The 18,484-nt window shown below is 31.6% G+C and carries 19 protein-coding genes and 3 pseudogenes; 9 read left to right on the forward strand and 13 right to left on the reverse strand.

The window, feature by feature from the left end; genetic code table 11:
• Positions 1-524: 524 nt before the first annotated feature.
• From tcaB to F1592_RS01385, 4 genes and pseudogenes are all read right to left on the reverse strand, one after another.
• Positions 525-1,715 carry a putative multidrug effflux MFS transporter TcaB gene (tcaB, locus tag F1592_RS01370; RefSeq protein WP_149809647.1) on the reverse strand — a complete coding sequence of 397 codons (1,191 nt, stop codon included), beginning with the start codon at positions 1,713-1,715 and terminating at the stop codon, positions 525-527.
• Positions 1,716-1,806: 91 nt separating this feature from the next.
• Positions 1,807-2,376 (reverse strand): isochorismatase family protein, encoded by a 570-nt coding sequence (locus F1592_RS01375; RefSeq protein ID WP_031919607.1) that lies wholly within the window; start codon positions 2,374-2,376, stop codon positions 1,807-1,809.
• Between the two features lie 19 nt (positions 2,377-2,395).
• Complete coding sequence (locus F1592_RS01380) at positions 2,396-2,968, reverse strand: TetR/AcrR family transcriptional regulator (protein WP_076690068.1); 573 nt, start codon at positions 2,966-2,968, stop codon at positions 2,396-2,398.
• A gap of 345 nt (positions 2,969-3,313) precedes the next feature.
• A pseudogene (locus tag F1592_RS01385) lies at positions 3,314-4,630 on the reverse strand (ISL3 family transposase).
• Between the two features lie 264 nt (positions 4,631-4,894).
• Between F1592_RS01385 and F1592_RS13685 the strand changes: the two are divergent.
• The 3 genes from F1592_RS13685 (at position 4,895) to F1592_RS13695 (ending at position 5,919) form a co-directional block, all read left to right on the forward strand.
• Complete coding sequence (locus F1592_RS13685) at positions 4,895-5,206, forward strand: alcohol dehydrogenase catalytic domain-containing protein (protein ID WP_223197197.1); 312 nt, start codon at positions 4,895-4,897, stop codon at positions 5,204-5,206.
• Positions 5,207-5,401: 195 nt separating this feature from the next.
• Positions 5,402-5,602, forward strand: a complete 201-nt coding sequence (locus F1592_RS13690; protein ID WP_107366725.1) for a zinc-binding dehydrogenase — start codon at positions 5,402-5,404, stop codon at positions 5,600-5,602.
• Positions 5,603-5,724: 122 nt separating this feature from the next.
• Positions 5,725-5,919, forward strand: coding sequence for a hypothetical protein (locus F1592_RS13695; protein WP_223197198.1), 195 nt, complete (start codon positions 5,725-5,727; stop codon positions 5,917-5,919).
• 360 nt (positions 5,920-6,279) lie between these two features.
• Here F1592_RS13695 and F1592_RS01395 read toward each other — a convergent pair whose 3' ends face one another.
• From F1592_RS01395 to F1592_RS01405, 3 genes are all read right to left on the reverse strand, one after another.
• Positions 6,280-7,233, reverse strand: coding sequence for an amidohydrolase family protein (locus tag F1592_RS01395; protein ID WP_053016934.1), 954 nt, complete (start codon positions 7,231-7,233; stop codon positions 6,280-6,282).
• Between the two features lie 66 nt (positions 7,234-7,299).
• Complete coding sequence (locus tag F1592_RS01400) at positions 7,300-7,671, reverse strand: DoxX family protein (protein ID WP_002467321.1); 372 nt, start codon at positions 7,669-7,671, stop codon at positions 7,300-7,302.
• A 32-nt stretch (positions 7,672-7,703) separates the two neighbouring features.
• Positions 7,704-9,113 (reverse strand): DHA2 family efflux MFS transporter permease subunit, encoded by a 1,410-nt coding sequence (locus F1592_RS01405; protein WP_119521884.1) that lies wholly within the window; start codon positions 9,111-9,113, stop codon positions 7,704-7,706.
• Between the two features lie 136 nt (positions 9,114-9,249).
• On the opposite strand from F1592_RS01405, the gene F1592_RS01410 reads away from it, so the two are divergent.
• Positions 9,250-10,035: an arylamine N-acetyltransferase gene (locus F1592_RS01410; RefSeq protein ID WP_031919611.1), complete on the forward strand. Its 786-nt coding sequence runs from the start codon at positions 9,250-9,252 to the stop codon at positions 10,033-10,035.
• A 30-nt stretch (positions 10,036-10,065) separates the two neighbouring features.
• Entirely contained in the window at positions 10,066-10,638 is a 573-nt protein-coding gene (locus F1592_RS01415) for a TetR/AcrR family transcriptional regulator (RefSeq protein WP_182474352.1), read from the forward strand.
• A gap of 226 nt (positions 10,639-10,864) precedes the next feature.
• Here the strand turns inward: F1592_RS01415 and F1592_RS01420 are convergent.
• Positions 10,865-10,996, reverse strand: a pseudogene (locus tag F1592_RS01420) (ATP-binding cassette domain-containing protein); the annotation flags it as partial.
• A 199-nt stretch (positions 10,997-11,195) separates the two neighbouring features.
• Between F1592_RS01420 and F1592_RS01425 the strand changes: the two are divergent.
• Positions 11,196-11,543, forward strand: a complete 348-nt coding sequence (locus tag F1592_RS01425) for a TetR/AcrR family transcriptional regulator (protein ID WP_223197199.1) — start codon at positions 11,196-11,198, stop codon at positions 11,541-11,543.
• A gap of 122 nt (positions 11,544-11,665) precedes the next feature.
• A pseudogene (locus F1592_RS01430) lies at positions 11,666-12,595 on the forward strand (IS3 family transposase).
• Between the two features lie 84 nt (positions 12,596-12,679).
• On the opposite strand, the gene cstB reads toward F1592_RS01430, so the two are convergent.
• Positions 12,680-14,008 (reverse strand): persulfide dioxygenase-sulfurtransferase CstB, encoded by a 1,329-nt coding sequence (cstB, locus tag F1592_RS01435; RefSeq protein WP_149809646.1) that lies wholly within the window; start codon positions 14,006-14,008, stop codon positions 12,680-12,682.
• An 18-nt stretch (positions 14,009-14,026) separates the two neighbouring features.
• Positions 14,027-15,097: a DsrE/DsrF/DrsH-like family protein gene (locus F1592_RS01440; RefSeq protein WP_149809645.1), complete on the reverse strand. Its 1,071-nt coding sequence runs from the start codon at positions 15,095-15,097 to the stop codon at positions 14,027-14,029.
• A gap of 139 nt (positions 15,098-15,236) precedes the next feature.
• On the opposite strand from F1592_RS01440, the gene cstR reads away from it, so the two are divergent.
• On the forward strand, positions 15,237-15,497 hold the full coding sequence (gene cstR, locus F1592_RS01445) for a persulfide-sensing transcriptional repressor CstR (protein WP_031919616.1): 261 nt from the start codon (positions 15,237-15,239) through the stop codon (positions 15,495-15,497).
• Positions 15,494-16,252, forward strand: a complete 759-nt coding sequence (locus F1592_RS01450) for a sulfite exporter TauE/SafE family protein (RefSeq protein WP_031919617.1) — start codon at positions 15,494-15,496, stop codon at positions 16,250-16,252. Before cstR ends, F1592_RS01450 begins: the two co-directional genes overlap by 4 nt.
• Before the next feature lie 61 nt (positions 16,253-16,313).
• On the opposite strand, the gene arsC is transcribed toward F1592_RS01450, so the two are convergent.
• The 3 genes from arsC to F1592_RS01465 are packed head-to-tail and all read right to left on the reverse strand — an operon-like array spanning position 16,314 to position 18,332.
• On the reverse strand, positions 16,314-16,709 hold the full coding sequence (arsC, locus tag F1592_RS01455; RefSeq protein ID WP_031919618.1) for an arsenate reductase (thioredoxin): 396 nt from the start codon (positions 16,707-16,709) through the stop codon (positions 16,314-16,316).
• 16 nt (positions 16,710-16,725) lie between these two features.
• Entirely contained in the window at positions 16,726-18,018 is a 1,293-nt protein-coding gene (gene arsB / locus F1592_RS01460; RefSeq protein WP_188294662.1) for an arsenite efflux transporter membrane subunit ArsB, read from the reverse strand.
• Positions 18,015-18,332 carry an ArsR/SmtB family transcription factor gene (locus F1592_RS01465; RefSeq protein WP_011274435.1) on the reverse strand — a complete coding sequence of 106 codons (318 nt, stop codon included), beginning with the start codon at positions 18,330-18,332 and terminating at the stop codon, positions 18,015-18,017. The genes arsB and F1592_RS01465 overlap by 4 nt, the downstream gene beginning before the upstream one ends.
• Between the last annotated feature and the right edge of the window lie 152 nt (positions 18,333-18,484).

Consider the following 18,484-nt stretch of genomic DNA (forward strand, 5'->3'; position numbering starts at 1 on the left):
CAATTTCATCTCTAACACGTTAGAATTCTGACCATTCTTTTCTTGATGGCTCATCATAGCCCCAGTAATCTTTTTTTGACGTTAGGTGATATGATGATCTCTGATGCGGCGGACTGCGCTTTATTGCTTTGCCATAATAATATCTTGAACACGTCTCACGGTGTTCAGGATTAATGTTTATTTACTTTAATTTTAAAATAATAAATATCTCCTTTAGAAAAATCAAATGATTATTATCTAACATCCTCTAAATTTTTATTATAATCATAATTTTAAAAAAATTTTCAATAAGCTCTGAATCTGAGATTCTAAATTAATATATATATAATATAATAGAAACTTCAATATTTCGTTTAGAGTATATAAAAAATGACGATTAATGAAATTCCTCCAATTAGAAAAGACAATAGCGATACAAATGAATTAAAATGTATACAATGAGAAAAAACAAAAATTAATTTAGTAAAACTAATAGACAATTATAGATACTTGATTACCTTAGTGCTAAATTATCATATATTATACTAATGTATTTCAATAAATACTTTATGATAAATTTGAAAAGTTACAATAATTATCATTGTAATTGAAATGACAATGATATACGGTGTATAACTATTTTCTCCTTGTAATCCTACAAGTGGTGTTGTAATAGCACCAATTAAATATTGCATTAAACCTACTAAGCTAGAAGCACTTCCGATACCTCTCGTTTGACCTTCTATTGCTATTGCGTATCCTAAAGTACCTATACCGGCGACTGGTCCAACTATAAGAATAAATGATGGTAATAAAATCCATAAAGTAAGGTGATTGGTTAACGCAATTATCGTAATAACTGTCCCTACTAATTGGATAGCTGAATATATACGAAAGAGTGTATGTTGATTCATGTGTTCAACGAGACGCCCTGTTATTTGGGCAGTGAAAATTAATCCTAGACCCGTCAAAGCAAAAATGTAGCTATATTGTTGGGCACTGAGACCGTATATATTTTGCATAATAAACGGAGAAGCTGCCATATATCCAAAGAACATAGCAAATGTAAAACCTTGAATAATCATTGGAATGACAAATGATTGACGTGTTAATAATAATTTAAAATCTTCAGCTATAATTTTAAAATGAGCCTGTCTACGATTTTGAGGAGGTAAAGTTTCATTGATTTTTAAATGTGTACCTATAAGCATTAAACTACTAAGTAATGCTAAAATCCAGAAAAGTATACGGAAATTTAAAAAATTTAAAATTATACCACCAAACATTGGTGCTAACACTGGTGCTGCTCCATTGACAAGCATTAACATTGCTAAAAACTGCGTGAGCTCTTTCCCTTTATATAAATCTGTGGCAATAGCTCTTGATAAGACGATACCAGCTCCACCAGCAAATCCTTGTATGAAACGAAATATAAGAACGATTGTAATATGCGGTGCAATTGCAATAACGATTGAAGATAAAATATAAACAATTAAACTAAATATTAAAGGATTTTTTCGACCAAACGTATCAGATAGTGTTCCAATAGTAATATTACCAAAAGCCAGGCCAATCATAAAAAATGTAAGTGTCATTTGAACTTGAGCAGTACTTGTATTTAGCATAGATTTAACTTCAGGCAATGCTGGTAGATACATATCAATTGATAGTGGACCAAACGCAGCCAGACCAGCCATAATTAGAATAAATAAAGGGGATATATTTTTTTTCTTCATTATAAATTTCCTTTCTGGTTCTATTTTAAGAATTTGTCAATAAAAGAACACGAAAGTCAAAATAAAGACTTTCGTGTTCTTTTAAAGATTACTACTTTTTAGAGTCTAAAATTTTAATCATATATTCTGTTGTAACAACTTGTCCCATAAATGGAAATGTTTGTTCAATTGAAAATTGATGTAATGATGCTTCAGGTGCAGACATCATGTCAGAAACAAAATATTGATTATATGCATTTTGATAAGCATCACGCGCAGTAGTGTCAACACCCATATGTGTAGAAATGCCACCAATGACGATATTTTGAATACCTCGACGTCGTAGTTGTAAATCTAAGTCTGTGCCAAAAAAGCCACTAAATCCTCGTTTACTTACAACATAATCCGTTGATTTTACCCCAAGTTCATCAACTATTTCAGCAAAATCAGGATTCGGACTACCTCCTGGCAAGGATTTCATCGCATTAGGCTTTAGAGCATCTTTACCGTCAATAAAATCAACCCTAATAAATGCTATAAAACCTTCATTCTTTCTAAATAATTCCACCATTTTTGCAGCATTATTTAATACTGTTGAGACACTATGCGGAGCTGTTTCAGCAGTATTCGCAATACCTTTTTGTAAGTCAACTAAAACTAAAGCTGTATTCTTGAAATCCATTTTTATCTTCCTTTCGTTATCAAAGTTTTGAGGACTGAATACCTCGAACAAAAATTTTCAAAATACGATCTACAAATTGTTTGGAGGGAATCTTTTTAACATAATGTTGATACTCAAATACATCTGCTGAAAAAGAATTCAGTAAAATATCAGCATGAAAATCAGGATCATTGACAATATCCATTTTTGTTATACATGACATAACTTCTGATTTAAGTTTTACATAGAAGGGTGTCTGCATAAGTACACGATTTTTTTTGTCTGAACGTTCAATTTCTTTAATTAAACTTACATTTTTCTCCATAATTTCAATAAGAGATAAAAATATAAAACGAAGTAATTCTTGCTGATCAGTTTGAATTTTCTTTTTATAATCAATCTGATTAAACATGTGTTCAATTTCTTGACTCAACAGTGCAGAACAAATATCGGACTTATTGGAAAAGTGACGATATAATGTTCCTTTACCAATTTGAGCGGCTTCCGCTATTTTTTTCATACTTATCGAATCTACACCATACATATTGAAAAGTTCATTAGCTGTTTTTATAATAAGCTTTTCATTTTTAATAGCATCACTTCGCTTTGACATATAAACCTCACCTTCAAATTATTTGTTTCATACATATTTAATAAAATCATTATAAGTGAGACGGGTCTCCGTTTCAAGCGTTTAATCTAAAAAATATTTATTCTAATATACTTTTAAAAAAGTGGGTTTTAAAGATAGTGGGTGAATCAATTACTATTCTTTAATTTACTTTGATATTAGTATCATCTATTAAAACAAATCAATTTTTGCTAAGTTATAATTACTAGCTTTATTCATTTCTTCTAATACAATACTTTTAGTAAGAAGTAAAATTACGAAAACGATTACAAAAGCGATAAAATATGGCTCTCTGTCAAATTGGACTGATGGCCTCAATTATAGAGATTAAGCAACGAAACATTGCTTAATCTCTTTTTTGGTCTATATGCGTAAAGTTTAGAACACAAAATTATGCGATTGCGCAGGTGATTGTAATTTCTATAACCATAAGATACCCGTTTAATTAATTTAATTTTATTGTTAATGCCTTCAATTGGACCGTTGGTCAGATTAGTATAAGTGAGGGTGTTTTTGATGAAATCAGTGTACTTGCGTAAAGTCCCTACAACTGGCTTAAATTTTTTATGAGTCAGTGATAAGTCAATCATAGATAAAGTTGTCACTAATGCCGAGAAGTCATTCGTTTTAATACAGGTGCGTAGTTGATTTACATAGTGGTAAGTACGTTCTAATGTTGAGTTTAAAGCTAAAATATGCTTGACGACACCTTTTTCGGTCTTCCATTCTTTAAACAATCTCATTTTTTTATATTCAAAGGATTCTAAGTTTTCCGTAGGTTTTAAGACCAGTTTCCAATAACGTTTACACTTATTGTAATCTGGGCGATGTGCGTTTTTTAGGTCATTCATGGCACTGACACGTGCCATATTAAGCGCACGATGAATAGATTGTACAATATGGAAGCGATCAATAATAATATGTGCATTAGGAAACATATTACGAATCAAATTTATATAAGGTGGATACATATCAATCGTAATGGTTTTTACTTTTTGACGTTCTTTTAAAGGAAACCGATTAAAATATCGTTTTAACGAAAATAAACGGTGATCTTCTACGATATCTACAATAGGATGCGTCAACGCATCGGCGTAAATAAAATTCATACTCCCTGATACATTTTTAACTCTTTTAAATTCATCCATCATAAGGTGTTCGGGCGAGGATTGATTAAGGCGTTTGATGTATTTGATTCGCAATCATATCAATGTATCTAGAGACCGTGGTAGGTGATACAGATGTATCACGGGCGATGGTTTTCTCTGAACGGACTTCTGTGGCTTTATCGACAATCGCTAGCTTGGTCGAGTTAGCAATATAGCAGTACATATCAACAACATTTGTTTTAGCAGTAAAGTGAGACTCACAACATTTACAATAAAAGCGTTGCTTCGCTAATACTAAATAAACTGGTCTTTCATTCATTTTATTAAGCGTAATGCATGATTGTTTCTTGCCATTTTTAACGATTGAATAATCCTTATTTTTATACCCACATAATGCCCACCTTGGAGGTGTATAGGATAGTTCACCGTAAAAGAATAAACAGGTCATTCCTTTATAGACTTTTTCATCTAATGTGTCTTCAAATTTAATATTTTTATCTTTAATTCTAAGTATTTTTGATATACAATCAGTCATAGGCGCAATATCTCTCCTCATTGTTGGTTTAAGGCACTTACAATTATAGAGATATTTGCGCCATTTTTATATTCTTAAAGACATAAAAAAATTGAACTGATTTTCATCAGTCCAATTAAGTATAGAACCTAAAAATATGTATATTAATTGATAAAGCGATGATATTATGTTAAACAATCAGCAGTTATTAACAAAGTTAAAGGGGATTATGAATTCGGAGATTTAGAACTTCAAGATATACAAAGTGAGTAAGTTATTGTTAAAGTGGTAGTTTTATATATTTATCACTCTGACGAAGCAATGAGAATTGGTGATGCAGAATTTTCTTTTCCAGCACTATTAGGACATGAAGGAGCAGGAATTATCGAAAAGGTAGGTGAGCAAGCTACAAATTTTAAAGTTGGAGATCAAGTTTTAATGGCTTACAATACTTGGGGAGAATGTGAAAACTGCAATTCAGAGAATCCTTCTTCTTGTATAAATTGGACTACATTAAATATGAGTGGGGCTAGAATAGACGGATCATACACATTCAAAAAGCAAGATGGAACAGCAGTATCTAATTTCTTTACGTAAAGCTCTTTTTCTACACATACAATTACAAATTATAGAAACTTAGTTAAAATAGATAATGATATTGATTTAAGATTAGTTGTCCCTTTAGGATGTGGATTCTTAACTGGAGCTTGAACAATTGTAAATGGCTTAAAACCTAAAGTTGGAGATAGTATAGTTGTATTTGGTACTGGTGCGGTAAGTTCAGCAGCATTAATGTTAGCAAAAGCACAAGGCTGTACAAAAGTTATTGCTGTAGAGATTCATGGTCGCAGATTAAGTACTGCAAAGGAATTAGGTGCCACGCATGTGATTAATATTTCTAATGAAGATTTAATTGAAGAAGTAAATAAAATAACTAATGGCAAAGGGGTGAGTTTTTCTGTTGACAAAATAGGAGTTTCAACTGTTATGTAGTCTGCTATAGATGTTCTTGGTACGCAAGGAGTAATGGCCTCTATAGCTGTAACACAAAATAAATTAGAAATGAATAGCTTTACAGATTTAGTACTCCAAAATAAGTCCATTAAGGTGTATTGATGAGTGATGCGATTGCTCAATTTGAAATATCTCAATTAATTGAATTATATAAGCAAGGACAATTTGATTTTAATAAATTAGTTAAATTTTATGACTTCGAATATATTAACCAAGCAATTTTAGATTCAAATTCTGGAAAAGTTATTAAACCGGTATTATTAATATCTATATCCAAAGTAATTCCAACTTTTTAAATTCAATACTTAGATTCTCAATTTTATATGTGATTTCTAAATAAAAAGCATTTAAAGATTACAAAAAAGAGCAGAACAGATAGCTAATTACTAGTTATCCGTTCTGCTCTTATATATATCTTTACCTCTTACGAGCCCAACTTTATATGAACTTACTTTCGTATATTTTCGTAGTTAATTTACATGGAATTTAAAGATTGTTTATGTTCTATATGTCTTTTCAACAGCCTTTATTGTTAATCAAGTATATAAGATTAAAACAAGCATTTTTAATCTCATAACTACAATTAACACAGCTCAAATAATAATTTCATTTCTTATAAATTGCTAACATGAATAAGTAGTAGTAGAAATATAAAATTAAATATTAAAGAGCTGAATTGCATTACCTCTTAAAATACCGTCAATTGTGTCTGGATCAATATCACTGTTTTTAATATAGTCTACACCACGTGTATATTTCTCATCTTGGAAGTAAGGGAAGTCTGACCCCATCATGAGCTTATCCTTACCGAATGTATCAATGGTATTGATTAAAGAAGGTTCATGGAAATTAGCAGTATCATACCAAAATTGACGATTTAATACTTCATATGGATCAATGTTAAAGGCGTTCCAGTCTTCGTAATTGTCTTTAATACGAGTCATGAAGAATGGTAAAGCACCACCTAAATGTGAAATATGGAATTTGATATTTGGATATTTTTGTGGAATCTCGTTTTTAATTAATTGTAACGTAATGAATGTAGATTCTAATGGTGCGCCAATCACCCATTCTAATTGATAGTCGTTCACGAGTGGACTTTGGGCACCACAACCAGTTGGATGAATATAAAGTGTTGCATTTAATTCGTTCATAGCTTCGAAGAAAGGTTCGAATTGTTTGTCGGCAACTGACACTTTATCTTTCACAATAGTTGGAATCGCAATACCTACAAAGGCATCTTTTTTAAGTAGTTCTTGCGCTTCTTTAATAGCTTGATCGACATATGGAAGAGATACTGCACCATATGCTAAGAAACGGTCTGGATATTGTTGAATCAATGATTCATATAAATCGTTAATCTCTTGTGCACTTTGATGTGCTTCTTCTTTTGTACCCCATTGTGGTGATTGTGGTGTGGCAGAGATGATTTGCATATCAACGCCAGCATCGTCCATCATTTTAAAGCGCTTGTCTAGATCTTCTTTAGAGGCAGATTGATTAATTCCTTTAGCAACCTCTGTACCTTGACTACCTAATTTGCCTAATTTCTCTAAATAGTCTTCGCTCCATAAATGTGCATGTGTATCAATCGCTTTTGCATTTGACATATGATTGTTCTCCTTTAATTAAATGACTATATTAAATATTTATCCAGTTTTAAAAAATATAATCTTTTATTGACGACGATTTAAACTTAAAACTTCGATTAAGCTAAGAACATTTAACATAAAGAATTTAGAAGCGGCTTTGGCACCTTGGTGACCATGTCCTGCTTTATAGTGATTGTAGATTGCTGTACCCATCACTATGTTAATCATTAGAGTGCCCACAACGACTAATTTTTGGCCAAGTTTGCCTAAAATTGAACTAAATAAAAAGATAGAACCTACAAATTCGAATAATCCTGCTAATCGCATTGAACGACGTGATAATCCGAATCCTTCTTTAAATTGTTGTGCCATAGCATCGTCATTTTTTACTTTTGGTAAACTACTTTTTAAAATTTCTTTTCCTACATATGCGTTAATAACATGTCTTAGTAACATGCTTAACACCTCCTATTAAATAATATTAAAGATTAGTGTGTTGTATTTGATTGTCTTTTTTCTGAGAAGAGTGCAATGAATGCACCTATCAGTGCTACAAAGGCAACGATATAAAATGTCATATCTAGACCATGGATAAGGCCGGCTGCACCGTGTAATGGTGAAAGGTGACCGAAACCAGTCATGAGTGTTACAAGTATACCTGTACCGATAGCTGCTGAAATTTGGCGAATTGTATTATTCATTGCCGTTCCATGCGCAATCAAGGATACAGGTAAAGCGTTTAATGCTTGTGTAGTCATTGGTGTCATAATCATAGAATTACCTAACATCAAGATTGAGAATGTCACAATGACATACAATGCTGATGTTTGTGGATTGAACTGTGCCATGAATAAGGCACCTATCATAATCAATAACATGCCAGTGATACTTAAACTTCGGCCGCCAACACGGTCGTATAATTTACCAGTAACAGGCGACAACAAGCCCATGACGAGTCCACCAGGTAATAAGATGAGACCAGATTCTAAAGGTGACCAATGCATCATGGTTTGCATGTATATAGGTAAAATAGTCAAATTACCGATAAAGAGTACAAACATTAATACAATTAAAGTCATCGAAATGGTGAAACTACGGTATTTAAATACTCTAAATTCGAGTAACGGTGAAGGTAGTTTCAACTGACGACGTATAAATAGCGCAAGTATAATGATGGAAATGATGATCGTCACGTAAACGGATGGATGTGACCAACCCAGGTTACCGGCTGAACTAAAGCCATAAAGTAAACCACCAAATCCTAATGTAGACATGATGACTGACAAGATGTCTAACGAAGGTTGTTGTGTCTCGGTAATATTTTTCAAATATAAAAAGCCGAAAATAGCGTCAACCACACTAATTAAGAGCACGACTAAAAATAGATAGCGCCAATCGAATAGGTGGATGAACCAACCTGCTGCTGTAGGACCAATCGCAGGTGCAAAGCCTATGACAAGACCGAAGATACCCATTGCCATACCACGTTTTTCAACAGGAAAAATAATGAATAATAGTGTTTGAGATAATGGCATTAAAATACCTGCACCTAACGCTTGAATACTACGACCCACTAATAATAATGGGAAATTAACACCCAACATACAGATTAAAGAACCAAGTATTAAACAGGTCGCAGCCGTAAAGAATAGTGTACGTAATGAAAATCTCTCAATTAAGTAGGCTGTGACAGGAATCATAATACCGTTCACTAACATAAAGATGGTCGTTAACCACTGTGCCGTACTACTTGATATCGCAAAGTCCTTCATGACCTCTGGCAATATCGTTGTAAGTAACGTTTGATTTAAGACACCAATAAAAGCACCAATCATCATGACCGCAATCATTAAATTACGTTGTTTTATATTTAAATGTGATGGTTGTGTCTGAGTCATAATTTCACCTCTTTTCTTAAATGGAATCAACTATCACTTATTTTATTCGGAATGCGTTCCGTTTGTCAAATTTATGAATTCAATATAATATAGATAGTGTTAAAAAACGAAAAAAGTAAAAAGGAGATGCTTAGTAATGAATATTGAAGGTCTTGAAAAATATTTAAATATAGATCCAAATAAATATAATGAACCAAGCTTGGAAGCATTAAATTATTATTTAAAACGATATATGTTAACAGTGCCTTTTGAAAATATAGATGTTCAAAATGGTGTGAGAATATCAGTAGAAGTAGATGATATCTATGAAAAAATCGTTAATCACCAACGTGGTGGTTTCTGTTATGAAATGAATCACTTCTTCAAAGCGTACTTAGAAGCAAAAGGCTTCACAGCAAATATGGTATCTGCAACTATTCATACACCAGGGGGCGGACGTAGTCTTAAAGGCTCTCATATGTCATTAATCGTGCCGATTGATAGTGTCAATTATGTCGCTGATGTCGGTTATGGTGACTTGCCAATAAGTGCTATGCCAATTAATAATCAAGATAGTGATGCAATCATTGAGGATATTAACGGAGAATATCGTGCCATTTATGTAAATGATAACTTATTCTACATTCAAAAATGGAAAGACAATGAGTGGGATACAGAATACGAAGCTGAGTTAGAACCTAGAGACATTCATGATTTTGATTATAATATCGAATACAATCAAACTAATCCTAATTCTACATTCGTTAAACGTTTGCTCGTTACAATGCCTAAATCATATGGTCGTGCGACAATGTCTCAAAATAATTTAACGTTAACGAAACAACGAGATAAAGAAAAATATGATGTGACAAGTGAAAATTATCGTCAATTTTTAAAAGAAGAATTCAATTTAGATGTTAAAATTAATAGATTAGAACCATAAAAGGGAGCACATCGTTTGGAAGGGGATAAGATGACCAATCAACGGAAAAAACGTAGTGATGCAACGCATAACAAAGCAATCATCTTACAGACAACGACCCAATTATTAGCACAGGGTGAAGATATTAGTGAGATGAATATGTCGGAAATCGCGAAGAAAGCTGGCGTGGGTGTAGGCACTTTATATCGTCACTTTGAAAGTAAATCGTTACTATGCCAAGCGATGATGGATGAAAAGGTTCATGATATGTTTGATGAAATGGATACGTTCCTTCATCAGCATCAAGATGCGTCTGTGAGGGATAAAATATATGGTGTTTTATCTATTTATTTAGATTTAAAAGAGGCAAACTTTAATGTCCTAAATTTTATTGAGAAATCAAATTCTCAACATCAGTCAATGATTAATATTCCGTTTTATGAACAACTGAAAGAATTGATTAAAGACCAGTTCACTAGTCAGCAACAGACCCAAGATTTAGAGTTTAAGATTAATTTGATGCTAAACTCATTTTCATCAGATTTCTATTACTTTGCCAAACACGATCAACAACTGACAAAAGACCAATTTTTAAGTAGACTATTAGATATATTTATAGGATAGATAATAGCTTGAAAGTTGGACAGAATTAAGAAAGGAGCAAATGTAAATAAACACTAGTTCATTAAATAGCCCCTTAAAATTTATTGTAGCCTGAGATATTAATTTATGTCCCAGGCTACAATTTTTATAAGTCATATGATAGATTGTTAAACTTTGCGATAACGCTTAAGTCCGATGATATTTAAAATGATAAATAAAATAATAAAGATAAGAAGAATAAGAACATCTTACCTGAACCACTAGGTCCTATTAGTCCCAAAAGTTCGCCTTCGTTAATGTCTAGACTGATTTGGTCTAAAACTTTATGTTTATCATAGGATTTTACTGCGTCTTTAAGTGAAGCAATCGTCTGCATCATGCTGTGTACCTCCTTATTTGACACTCTGCTTAATTACTGTATATTCAATATAAATCAATTTTCGACAATTGCATGCATCAATTGAAATAATCAGACACATGAGATATAAATGTTCAATAATGTTATGGGGCGACACAAATGAACGAAGAAACCATGGATAAACGTGTGTATAAAATATTAACCAAAATTGAAAAAAAGTATGATTACACTACTAAATGTTAAATCTTATGATGACATTAGTATTAAAGATATTTGTGATGAAAGTGGCATTAGTAGGGGAACATTTTATCAACACTATAGAGATAAAGATGACTTTTTATTTCAATATCAAAAAGCCATGATGAAAAAAGGGAAGCGTCAATTGACACAAATTCAATTTGAGGAACGACGTCAATTCTTTGAACACGCGTTAAACTCTTGGATTAATGAAGGAGAATTACTACTTTTATTGTTAAGAGATAATGGCGTTTATATTGTCCACCAAGCCATGAAAAAGAATTTACAACAAAACATTGAAGTTCGTTTAGTGCCTATTATGAATACTTAGGCACTTACAAATAAGGAAAAATAATTTTTAATTATATGACACTGGCCCCCAAATAATGGGAATAATATAAAAACACTTTCGTTGAATTCATTTAAAATGAATCATACGGAGGTGTTTTTTCTATGAAAAGAGTGTCTTATTCATTAAAAACAAGTATAAAACTATTGAGATGAAAAAATCTGGTTATTCGATAAAAAAATTATAGAAACATTAAATATTAGAAATAGAACACAGGTGGAAACATGGTGGAGATGGTATCGAAATGGGGAAACTTATAGATTTTCTCAACAAGTCGGTAAGCAATATACTTATGGTAAAGAACTTGAAGAACTCTCAGAAGTTGAAGAATTAAAATTAGAGAATAATAGAAAAGATATTGAAATAGATATTTTAAAAAAGTAAAAAGAATTGGAAAGGAAGGGGTACCAAAAGTAATCGTAAAATTAGTTGATCAATTAAAGCATAAGTATTCAGTAAAAATAATACTTGATGTTTTAGAAATACCTGAACTGACATATTATAGATGGGAACACAAGAACTATAAAAATGATGACTTGAAGCAAAAAATCATTCAATTGTGTAAAGACAACCAATACATCTATGGTTATCGAAAAATTACAACCTTGATTAATCAATTGTCTTCAGTAGCAGTTAATCATAAAAGAATTCAGAGAATCATGCAGAAGAATGATTTAAATTGTCGAGTTAGACCTAAAAAGACTAAAAGCATTGGTAAACCTTGTTATAAAACAGATAATTTACTACAAAGACAATTTAAAGCAAGTCAACCAATGGAAGTATTAACAACAAATATTACTTATTTATCTTTCGGTAACCCCATGTTGTATTTATCTTCAATTATGGATCTTTATAACGGAGAAATTGTTGCATATAAAATAGATAACAAACAGGATCAAAGCTTAGTAAATGATACATTGAATCAAATTGTAATTGATATTGTTGAAAATTACATTAAAAACTATAATAATAATCGAATTCAACAAAAGCTAGGCTACTTAGCCCCTGTAAAATACAGAGAATTAGCAGCCTAGAACATAGTGTTTTTATTAAGTTCCCATTTTAAGGGTTCAGTGCCATATCTAATTACTTATAGTCTTTCTTAATTAGTATAAATATTAAGAAAGGTGTATATCTTTGTAACCTTCATTTACATTAATAATGTTGTGATAACCTTTGTGTTCTAAAATACCAATAGCTATAGAACTTCTAATGCCAGATTGACAGTGTACATAAATATCATCATTTTTATTGAAAGGTAAATCTGTGTCTAAAAGTTTGCCGTGTGGTACATGAACCGCTTGAGATAAGTGGCCATTATTCCATTCATTATCATTACGTACATCTAAGACATGTGCTTCATTACCAGTTATGTCTTTACTATGAACAGATTGTGTTTGAATTTGAGAATGTGGTAACTGGTATCCAGACACATTATCATATCCAATAAGTTGTAAAGTATGTGTTGCTTTTGAAACAAGGTAATAGTCTCCAATCAAGTTAATTTCTTGATCATAGTTTAGATACCAGCCAATTTGATTGATGAAATTTTTATCATATGGAATATTGATTGTACCTTCAATATGTCCCCCATGATAAGCCTCTTTACTGCGGAGATCAAAAGTTAATCTGTTTGTACTTGTAGCTGGATAAACTGTATAAGGTTGATATAAATTCATACCGAATTGATTAATTTTTTTCATTTGTGCAAAATGATGTGGTGGTGCAGGTTGGTCAGAAATGAGTTTATCGATAAAGGTAGCTTCATTATTTTCAGAAAAAGCCCAGTTTGTTTGTTTTTCATAGCCAAGCGTAGATGTTGGAATAGCACCTAAAGATTTACCACAAGGACTACCAGCGCCATGACCAGGCCAAATTTGAATGTAGTCTGGCAAGTCTTTAATACTTTCAATCGATTTAAACATTTGTTTTGCGCCTATTTCAGATGATCCTTCTACTTTAACCGCTTTTTCTAGTAAATCAGGTCTACCGATATCTCCTACAAAAATAAAATCACCACTGAATAGTCCCATTGGAACTTGTGCTCCAGCACCTTCGTCAGTAAGTAAAAAACTTATACTTTCTGGCGTGTGACCAGGTGTATGAAGCACTTTTAATTTTATATTTCCTACATAAATATCGTCATTATGTTGAACAAAATGAGTGTGGTTAGGCATATTTTTATAACCTAATGTGTCATCACTTTCAACTGATACATAAATATTAGCATTTAACTTTATAGCAACATCTCTAATTCCTGAAGCAAAATCTGCATGTATATGTGTTTCAGCTGCATGAGTAATGGTTAAACCCTCTTCATCGGCAACTCGAATATATGAAGATAAGTCACGAATAGGATCAATAATCATGGCTTCTCCAGTTTTTTGACAACCGATTAAATAAGATGCTTGAGATAAATATTTATCATAAAATTGTTTAAAAAACATAATATCATTCCTTTTTAATTATATAAATAAATTGTGATTAGCTTGTTCTGTATATCCAATATATGCACCTACGCCACCGTATTCTACATCATCACGTAGTTCTTCTTTTGTAATGCCCATAACATCCATGCTCATTGTACAAGCAATAAGTTTAACACCTTGTTCAACTGCTTGATTGATAAGAGAAGGTAAATCATCGACATTTTTCTTTTTCATGACATAACGCATCATTAAATTTCCTAAACCAAACATATTCATTTTTGAAATAGGCATGTTAATTGGTGAATTTGGAAGCATGAAGTCAAAAAGTTTTGCAATACCTTTTTTCTTAATGCGTTGATTTTGAATTTTTTTAAGTGCATTTAAGCCCCAAAATGTGCAAAAAATGGTTACATCTCTACCTGCGGCTTTAGCACCATTAGCAATAATCATTGCTGCAACTGCTTTATCTAGCTCACCGCTAAATAAAACAATCGTTGTTCCATTTTTCGTGTGTGTCACTTCTATATTTTTATTTTCTTCTTTTTGAATAATAGCGCGAATTTCATTACCAGAATCATTGAGTCTAACAAGTGTATGTCCAGTTTGTTTGATCCAGCTTTTAATATCATTTAAAAATCCATGATCAGTCACAACAACTTCTATTTGATCACCAATAGCGATGTTTTTGATTTCTTTACTAATATTAACAATAGGTCCTGGACATTGTAGATTACTATAATTGAACATCTTACGATTATCTTTGATTTGAATTTCTTTATCTTTTTTTAATTTAAATGATTCATTATTATGTTGTTGTTCGTATGCGGTATAACCTCCATCTAAATTCACCACATCGTATCCACGTTGTGTAAGAAATTGACTTGCTTTTCTACTTCTATTACCACTTTTGCAATAAATATAGTAAGTTTTATTGCGATCGTGTTTAAAATTTTCTATGTTTTCAACTGAATGTAATAAAGCATTTTTAACGTGTCCTAATTCAAATTCTTCAGGCTGTCGAACGTCAATTAATTGACCATTAGAACCCAATTCTTGTAATTCTTTTTTAGTGAAATCATTAATGTGTTTCGTTTTATATTGTGACATAATAGCCTCCTTTTAAATACCTGTAGGGGTATATTATAATGAATTAGATAGTTTGTCAAATACCTATGGGGGTATTTGACAAAATAAAATTTAATCAATATGATGTAATTATTAAAAAATTAATTTGGAGTGAAATATATTGGAATATAATAAAAAGATGATTAATCGTATTCATCGCATACAAGGACAGCTTAATGGTGTGATTAAAATGATGGAGGAAGAAAAAAGTTGTAAAGATGTCATTAGTCAATTAAGTGCATCTAAAAGTTCTATTCAACGTTTAATGGGTATTATCATTAGTGAGAACTTAGTAGAATGTGTCAAAATGTCTGAAGAAAATAGTGAAGATTCTCAGGCACTAATTAATGAAGCAGTTGAATTATTAATAAAAAGTAAATGATAAGTGTAACAGCAATTATAGTAATGTTAGCTATTGGTATCTTAGGAGGATTTATTTCTGGATTAGTTGGTATAGGAGGAGCCATTGTTATTTACCCTGCTCTCTTATTATTACCACCTTTATTTGGTTTACCTACTTATAGTGCTTATATTGCTTCAGGATTAACTTCAAGTCAGGTGTTTTTTAGTACATTGAGTGGATCTTTAAAAGCATATAAAAATAAAAATTTTTCTAGAACGCTTATACTTAATATGGGAAGTGGAATGGTAATAGGTAGTATTCTAGGTGCATTATTAGCAACTGTATTTAATAGTCATTTTGTTAATGTAATTTATATAATCATTGCTTTGTTAGCTCTTATTCTAATGTTTATTAAAATCACACCATCTACTAGTCATATTAAGTTTAATCGCGTACTTTTAATTACAATAGGTAGTATCATCGGTTTGGTATCTGGTATTGTAGGAGCTGGTGGAGCATTTATTATTATTCCAGTACTACTTGTTATATTTAAATTACCAATGAATATGGTTGTTACAAATAGTATTGTAATTGCATTTATTTCTTCTATTGGAGCATTTATTATTAAATTATTACAGGGTTATATTCCTATCAATAGTGCAATACCGTTAATTTTAGGTAGTATACTATTTACGCCTCTAGGTATGAAAATAGGGCAAAAAATACCTGATTCTATTCAAAAAGTGATTGTAAGTGTTTTAATCGTCTTTGCAATCATTAAGTTGATTTTTTAAGAACATTATATGATAGAAAATCTATTAAAAAGCGTCTCAATCATATTGAGACGCTTGAAGTTTATCTAGCTTTAAATGATTCAATGGAGGTTTTGATTTCATCTCTAACACGTTGAAATTCTGACCAAGGTTTTCCTGCAGGATCATCAAATCCCCAATGTTCCTTTTTTACATTAGGCGGCAATATAGGACAGTTTTGATCAGCATCACTACATAGAGTTACTACTAAATCGGATTGGTTTAGTATATTGTTGTCAATTAAATTAGAAGTATGGTTTGATATATCAATTCCAACTTCTTTCATAGCTTCGATTGCTTTCGGATTGACACCGTGTGCCTCAATACCTCCAGAATATACTTGCCATTCATCACCTAAGATTTTTTTACCCCAGCCTTCAGCCATTTGGCTACGGCATGAATTACCTGTACATATAAAATAAATTATTTTCTTTGTCATCATTGACACCTCTTTTTTAAAATATAATAAGTGTAACGTACAAACCAACTAATGTAATAAACAGAACAGGAATCGTAATAACAATACCCGTTTTAAAATATGTGCCCCACGAAATTTTTACTCCTTTTTGTGTTAAAACATGTAGCCATAGTAATGTTGCTAAGGAGCCGATAGGTGTGATTTTAGGTCCTAAATCTGCGCCAATGATATTAGCATAAATCATGCCTTCTTTGATTAAACCGGTAGTTGCAGATTGTCCAATAGCAATTGCATCAATTAATACGGTAGGCATATTATTCATAATGGCTGAAAGGAATGCGGATATAAAGCCCATACCTATAACACTACTAAACAATCCATAGTTTGATATGCTTGATAGAATATTAGCTAATAGTGCAGTAATACCTACATTTTTCAGACCAAATACAACTAAATACATTCCTATAGAAAAGAGCACAATATTCCATGGTGCACCTTTGATAACTTGTTTTGTATTTACTACTCTCGATTTATAGGCCAATACAGTAAATATAAACGCAATCAAACAAGCAATTAACGATACTGGAATTTGAATAAATTCACTAACTATATAACCGATGAGTAAGATTGATAAAACAATCCATGAAAACTTGAATAATTTTGGATCTTTAATGGCTTGATTAGGTGCTTTAAGATTTTTAATTTCAAAATGGTTAGGAATAACTTTTCTGAAATATAGCCATAATACAACGATACTTGCAAGTAAAGAGAATAGATTGGGAATGATCATGCGGCTTACATATTCAATAAATCCAATATGGAAGTAGTCAGCAGAAACGATATTAACCAAATTACTTACAATTAGTGGAAGAGACGTAGTATCTGCAATGAATCCACTTGCAATGATAAAAGGAAAAATGACTTTTTGATTAAACCCTAGATTTCTTACCATAGCTAGCACGATTGGAGTGAGAATTAATGCAGCTCCATCGTTCGCAAAGAAAGCTGCTACAATAGCGCCTAACAACATAATGTAAACAAACATTTTAAATCCATGACCATTTGAAGCTCTAACCATATGTATAGCTGCCCATTCGAAAAATCCAATTTCATCTAAAATTAATGAAATGAGTATAACAGCGACAAAGGTTAACGTAGCATTCCAAACTATCCCTGTAACTTCAACAACATCTGAAAGACTAACAACACCTGTAATAATAGCAATGATAGCACCAAACAATGCTGTAATACCAATATCTAACCCCTTAGGTTGCCAAATAACAAACATGAGAGTTAAAAGAAAAATAATAATCGCTAGAATAGTCATTATGTACATTCACCTGTCTTTATCTTTTTACACATACATTGTTGAGTAGGAGAGCTAATATAAGTTAATTCATTGTTGATTGAATCTAAGGACTTATGATTAAGTCGGTACATGCGCTTAGTACCGTCTTTTCGTGTAGATACTAATTCATTATCTACTAGAATTTTCATATGATGACTTAATGTAGGTTGTGAAAATTGAAAATACGCTAATAAATCACAAGCACATAATTCACCGCAAGATAATAAGTCTAATATTTCTAATCGACTTGGATCCGATAAAATTTTTAATTGTAATGATAGTTCCTTATAAGACATATGGATGTCATCCCTCCTTTATTATAGATTATCATCTATATAGACAAATATCTATATAGATAATACTTTTTGCAATAATACATTTAATTAAAACCTTGTTTTAAACATCGATGACAAGGTCTAATGTAGGACGTGGAGACATCATTTTCGGA

The organism is Staphylococcus sp. GDX7P312P (assembly GCF_008385775.1).
In the GTDB taxonomy this organism is placed as follows: domain Bacteria; phylum Bacillota; class Bacilli; order Staphylococcales; family Staphylococcaceae; genus Staphylococcus; species Staphylococcus haemolyticus.

What these genes read in the sequence shown, in the direction of transcription:
- F1592_RS13690 (WP_107366725.1), top strand. Translation starts at nt 5,402, where the DNA reads ATGTTAGCAAAAGCACAAGGCTGTACAAAAGTTATTGCTGTAGAGATT.
- F1592_RS01405 (WP_119521884.1), bottom strand. Translation starts at nt 9,113, where the DNA reads ATGACTCAGACACAACCATCACATTTAAATATAAAACAACGTAATTTA.
- tcaB (WP_149809647.1), bottom strand. Translation starts at nt 1,715, where the DNA reads ATGAAGAAAAAAAATATATCCCCTTTATTTATTCTAATTATGGCTGGT.
- cstB (WP_149809646.1), bottom strand. Translation starts at nt 14,008, where the DNA reads ATGTTTTTTAAACAATTTTATGATAAATATTTATCTCAAGCATCTTAT.
- arsC (WP_031919618.1), bottom strand. Translation starts at nt 16,709, where the DNA reads ATGACAAAGAAAATAATTTATTTTATATGTACAGGTAATTCATGCCGT.
- F1592_RS01450 (WP_031919617.1), top strand. Translation starts at nt 15,494, where the DNA reads ATGATAAGTGTAACAGCAATTATAGTAATGTTAGCTATTGGTATCTTA.
- F1592_RS01400 (WP_002467321.1), bottom strand. Translation starts at nt 7,671, where the DNA reads ATGTTACTAAGACATGTTATTAACGCATATGTAGGAAAAGAAATTTTA.
- F1592_RS01415 (WP_182474352.1), top strand. Translation starts at nt 10,066, where the DNA reads ATGACCAATCAACGGAAAAAACGTAGTGATGCAACGCATAACAAAGCA.
- F1592_RS01465 (WP_011274435.1), bottom strand. Translation starts at nt 18,332, where the DNA reads ATGTCTTATAAGGAACTATCATTACAATTAAAAATTTTATCGGATCCA.
- F1592_RS01440 (WP_149809645.1), bottom strand. Translation starts at nt 15,097, where the DNA reads ATGTCACAATATAAAACGAAACACATTAATGATTTCACTAAAAAAGAA.
- F1592_RS01395 (WP_053016934.1), bottom strand. Translation starts at nt 7,233, where the DNA reads ATGTCAAATGCAAAAGCGATTGATACACATGCACATTTATGGAGCGAA.
- F1592_RS01375 (WP_031919607.1), bottom strand. Translation starts at nt 2,376, where the DNA reads ATGGATTTCAAGAATACAGCTTTAGTTTTAGTTGACTTACAAAAAGGT.
- F1592_RS01380 (WP_076690068.1), bottom strand. Translation starts at nt 2,968, where the DNA reads ATGTCAAAGCGAAGTGATGCTATTAAAAATGAAAAGCTTATTATAAAA.
- F1592_RS13695 (WP_223197198.1), top strand. Translation starts at nt 5,725, where the DNA reads ATGAGTGATGCGATTGCTCAATTTGAAATATCTCAATTAATTGAATTA.
- F1592_RS01410 (WP_031919611.1), top strand. Translation starts at nt 9,250, where the DNA reads ATGAATATTGAAGGTCTTGAAAAATATTTAAATATAGATCCAAATAAA.
- F1592_RS01425 (WP_223197199.1), top strand. Translation starts at nt 11,196, where the DNA reads ATGATTACACTACTAAATGTTAAATCTTATGATGACATTAGTATTAAA.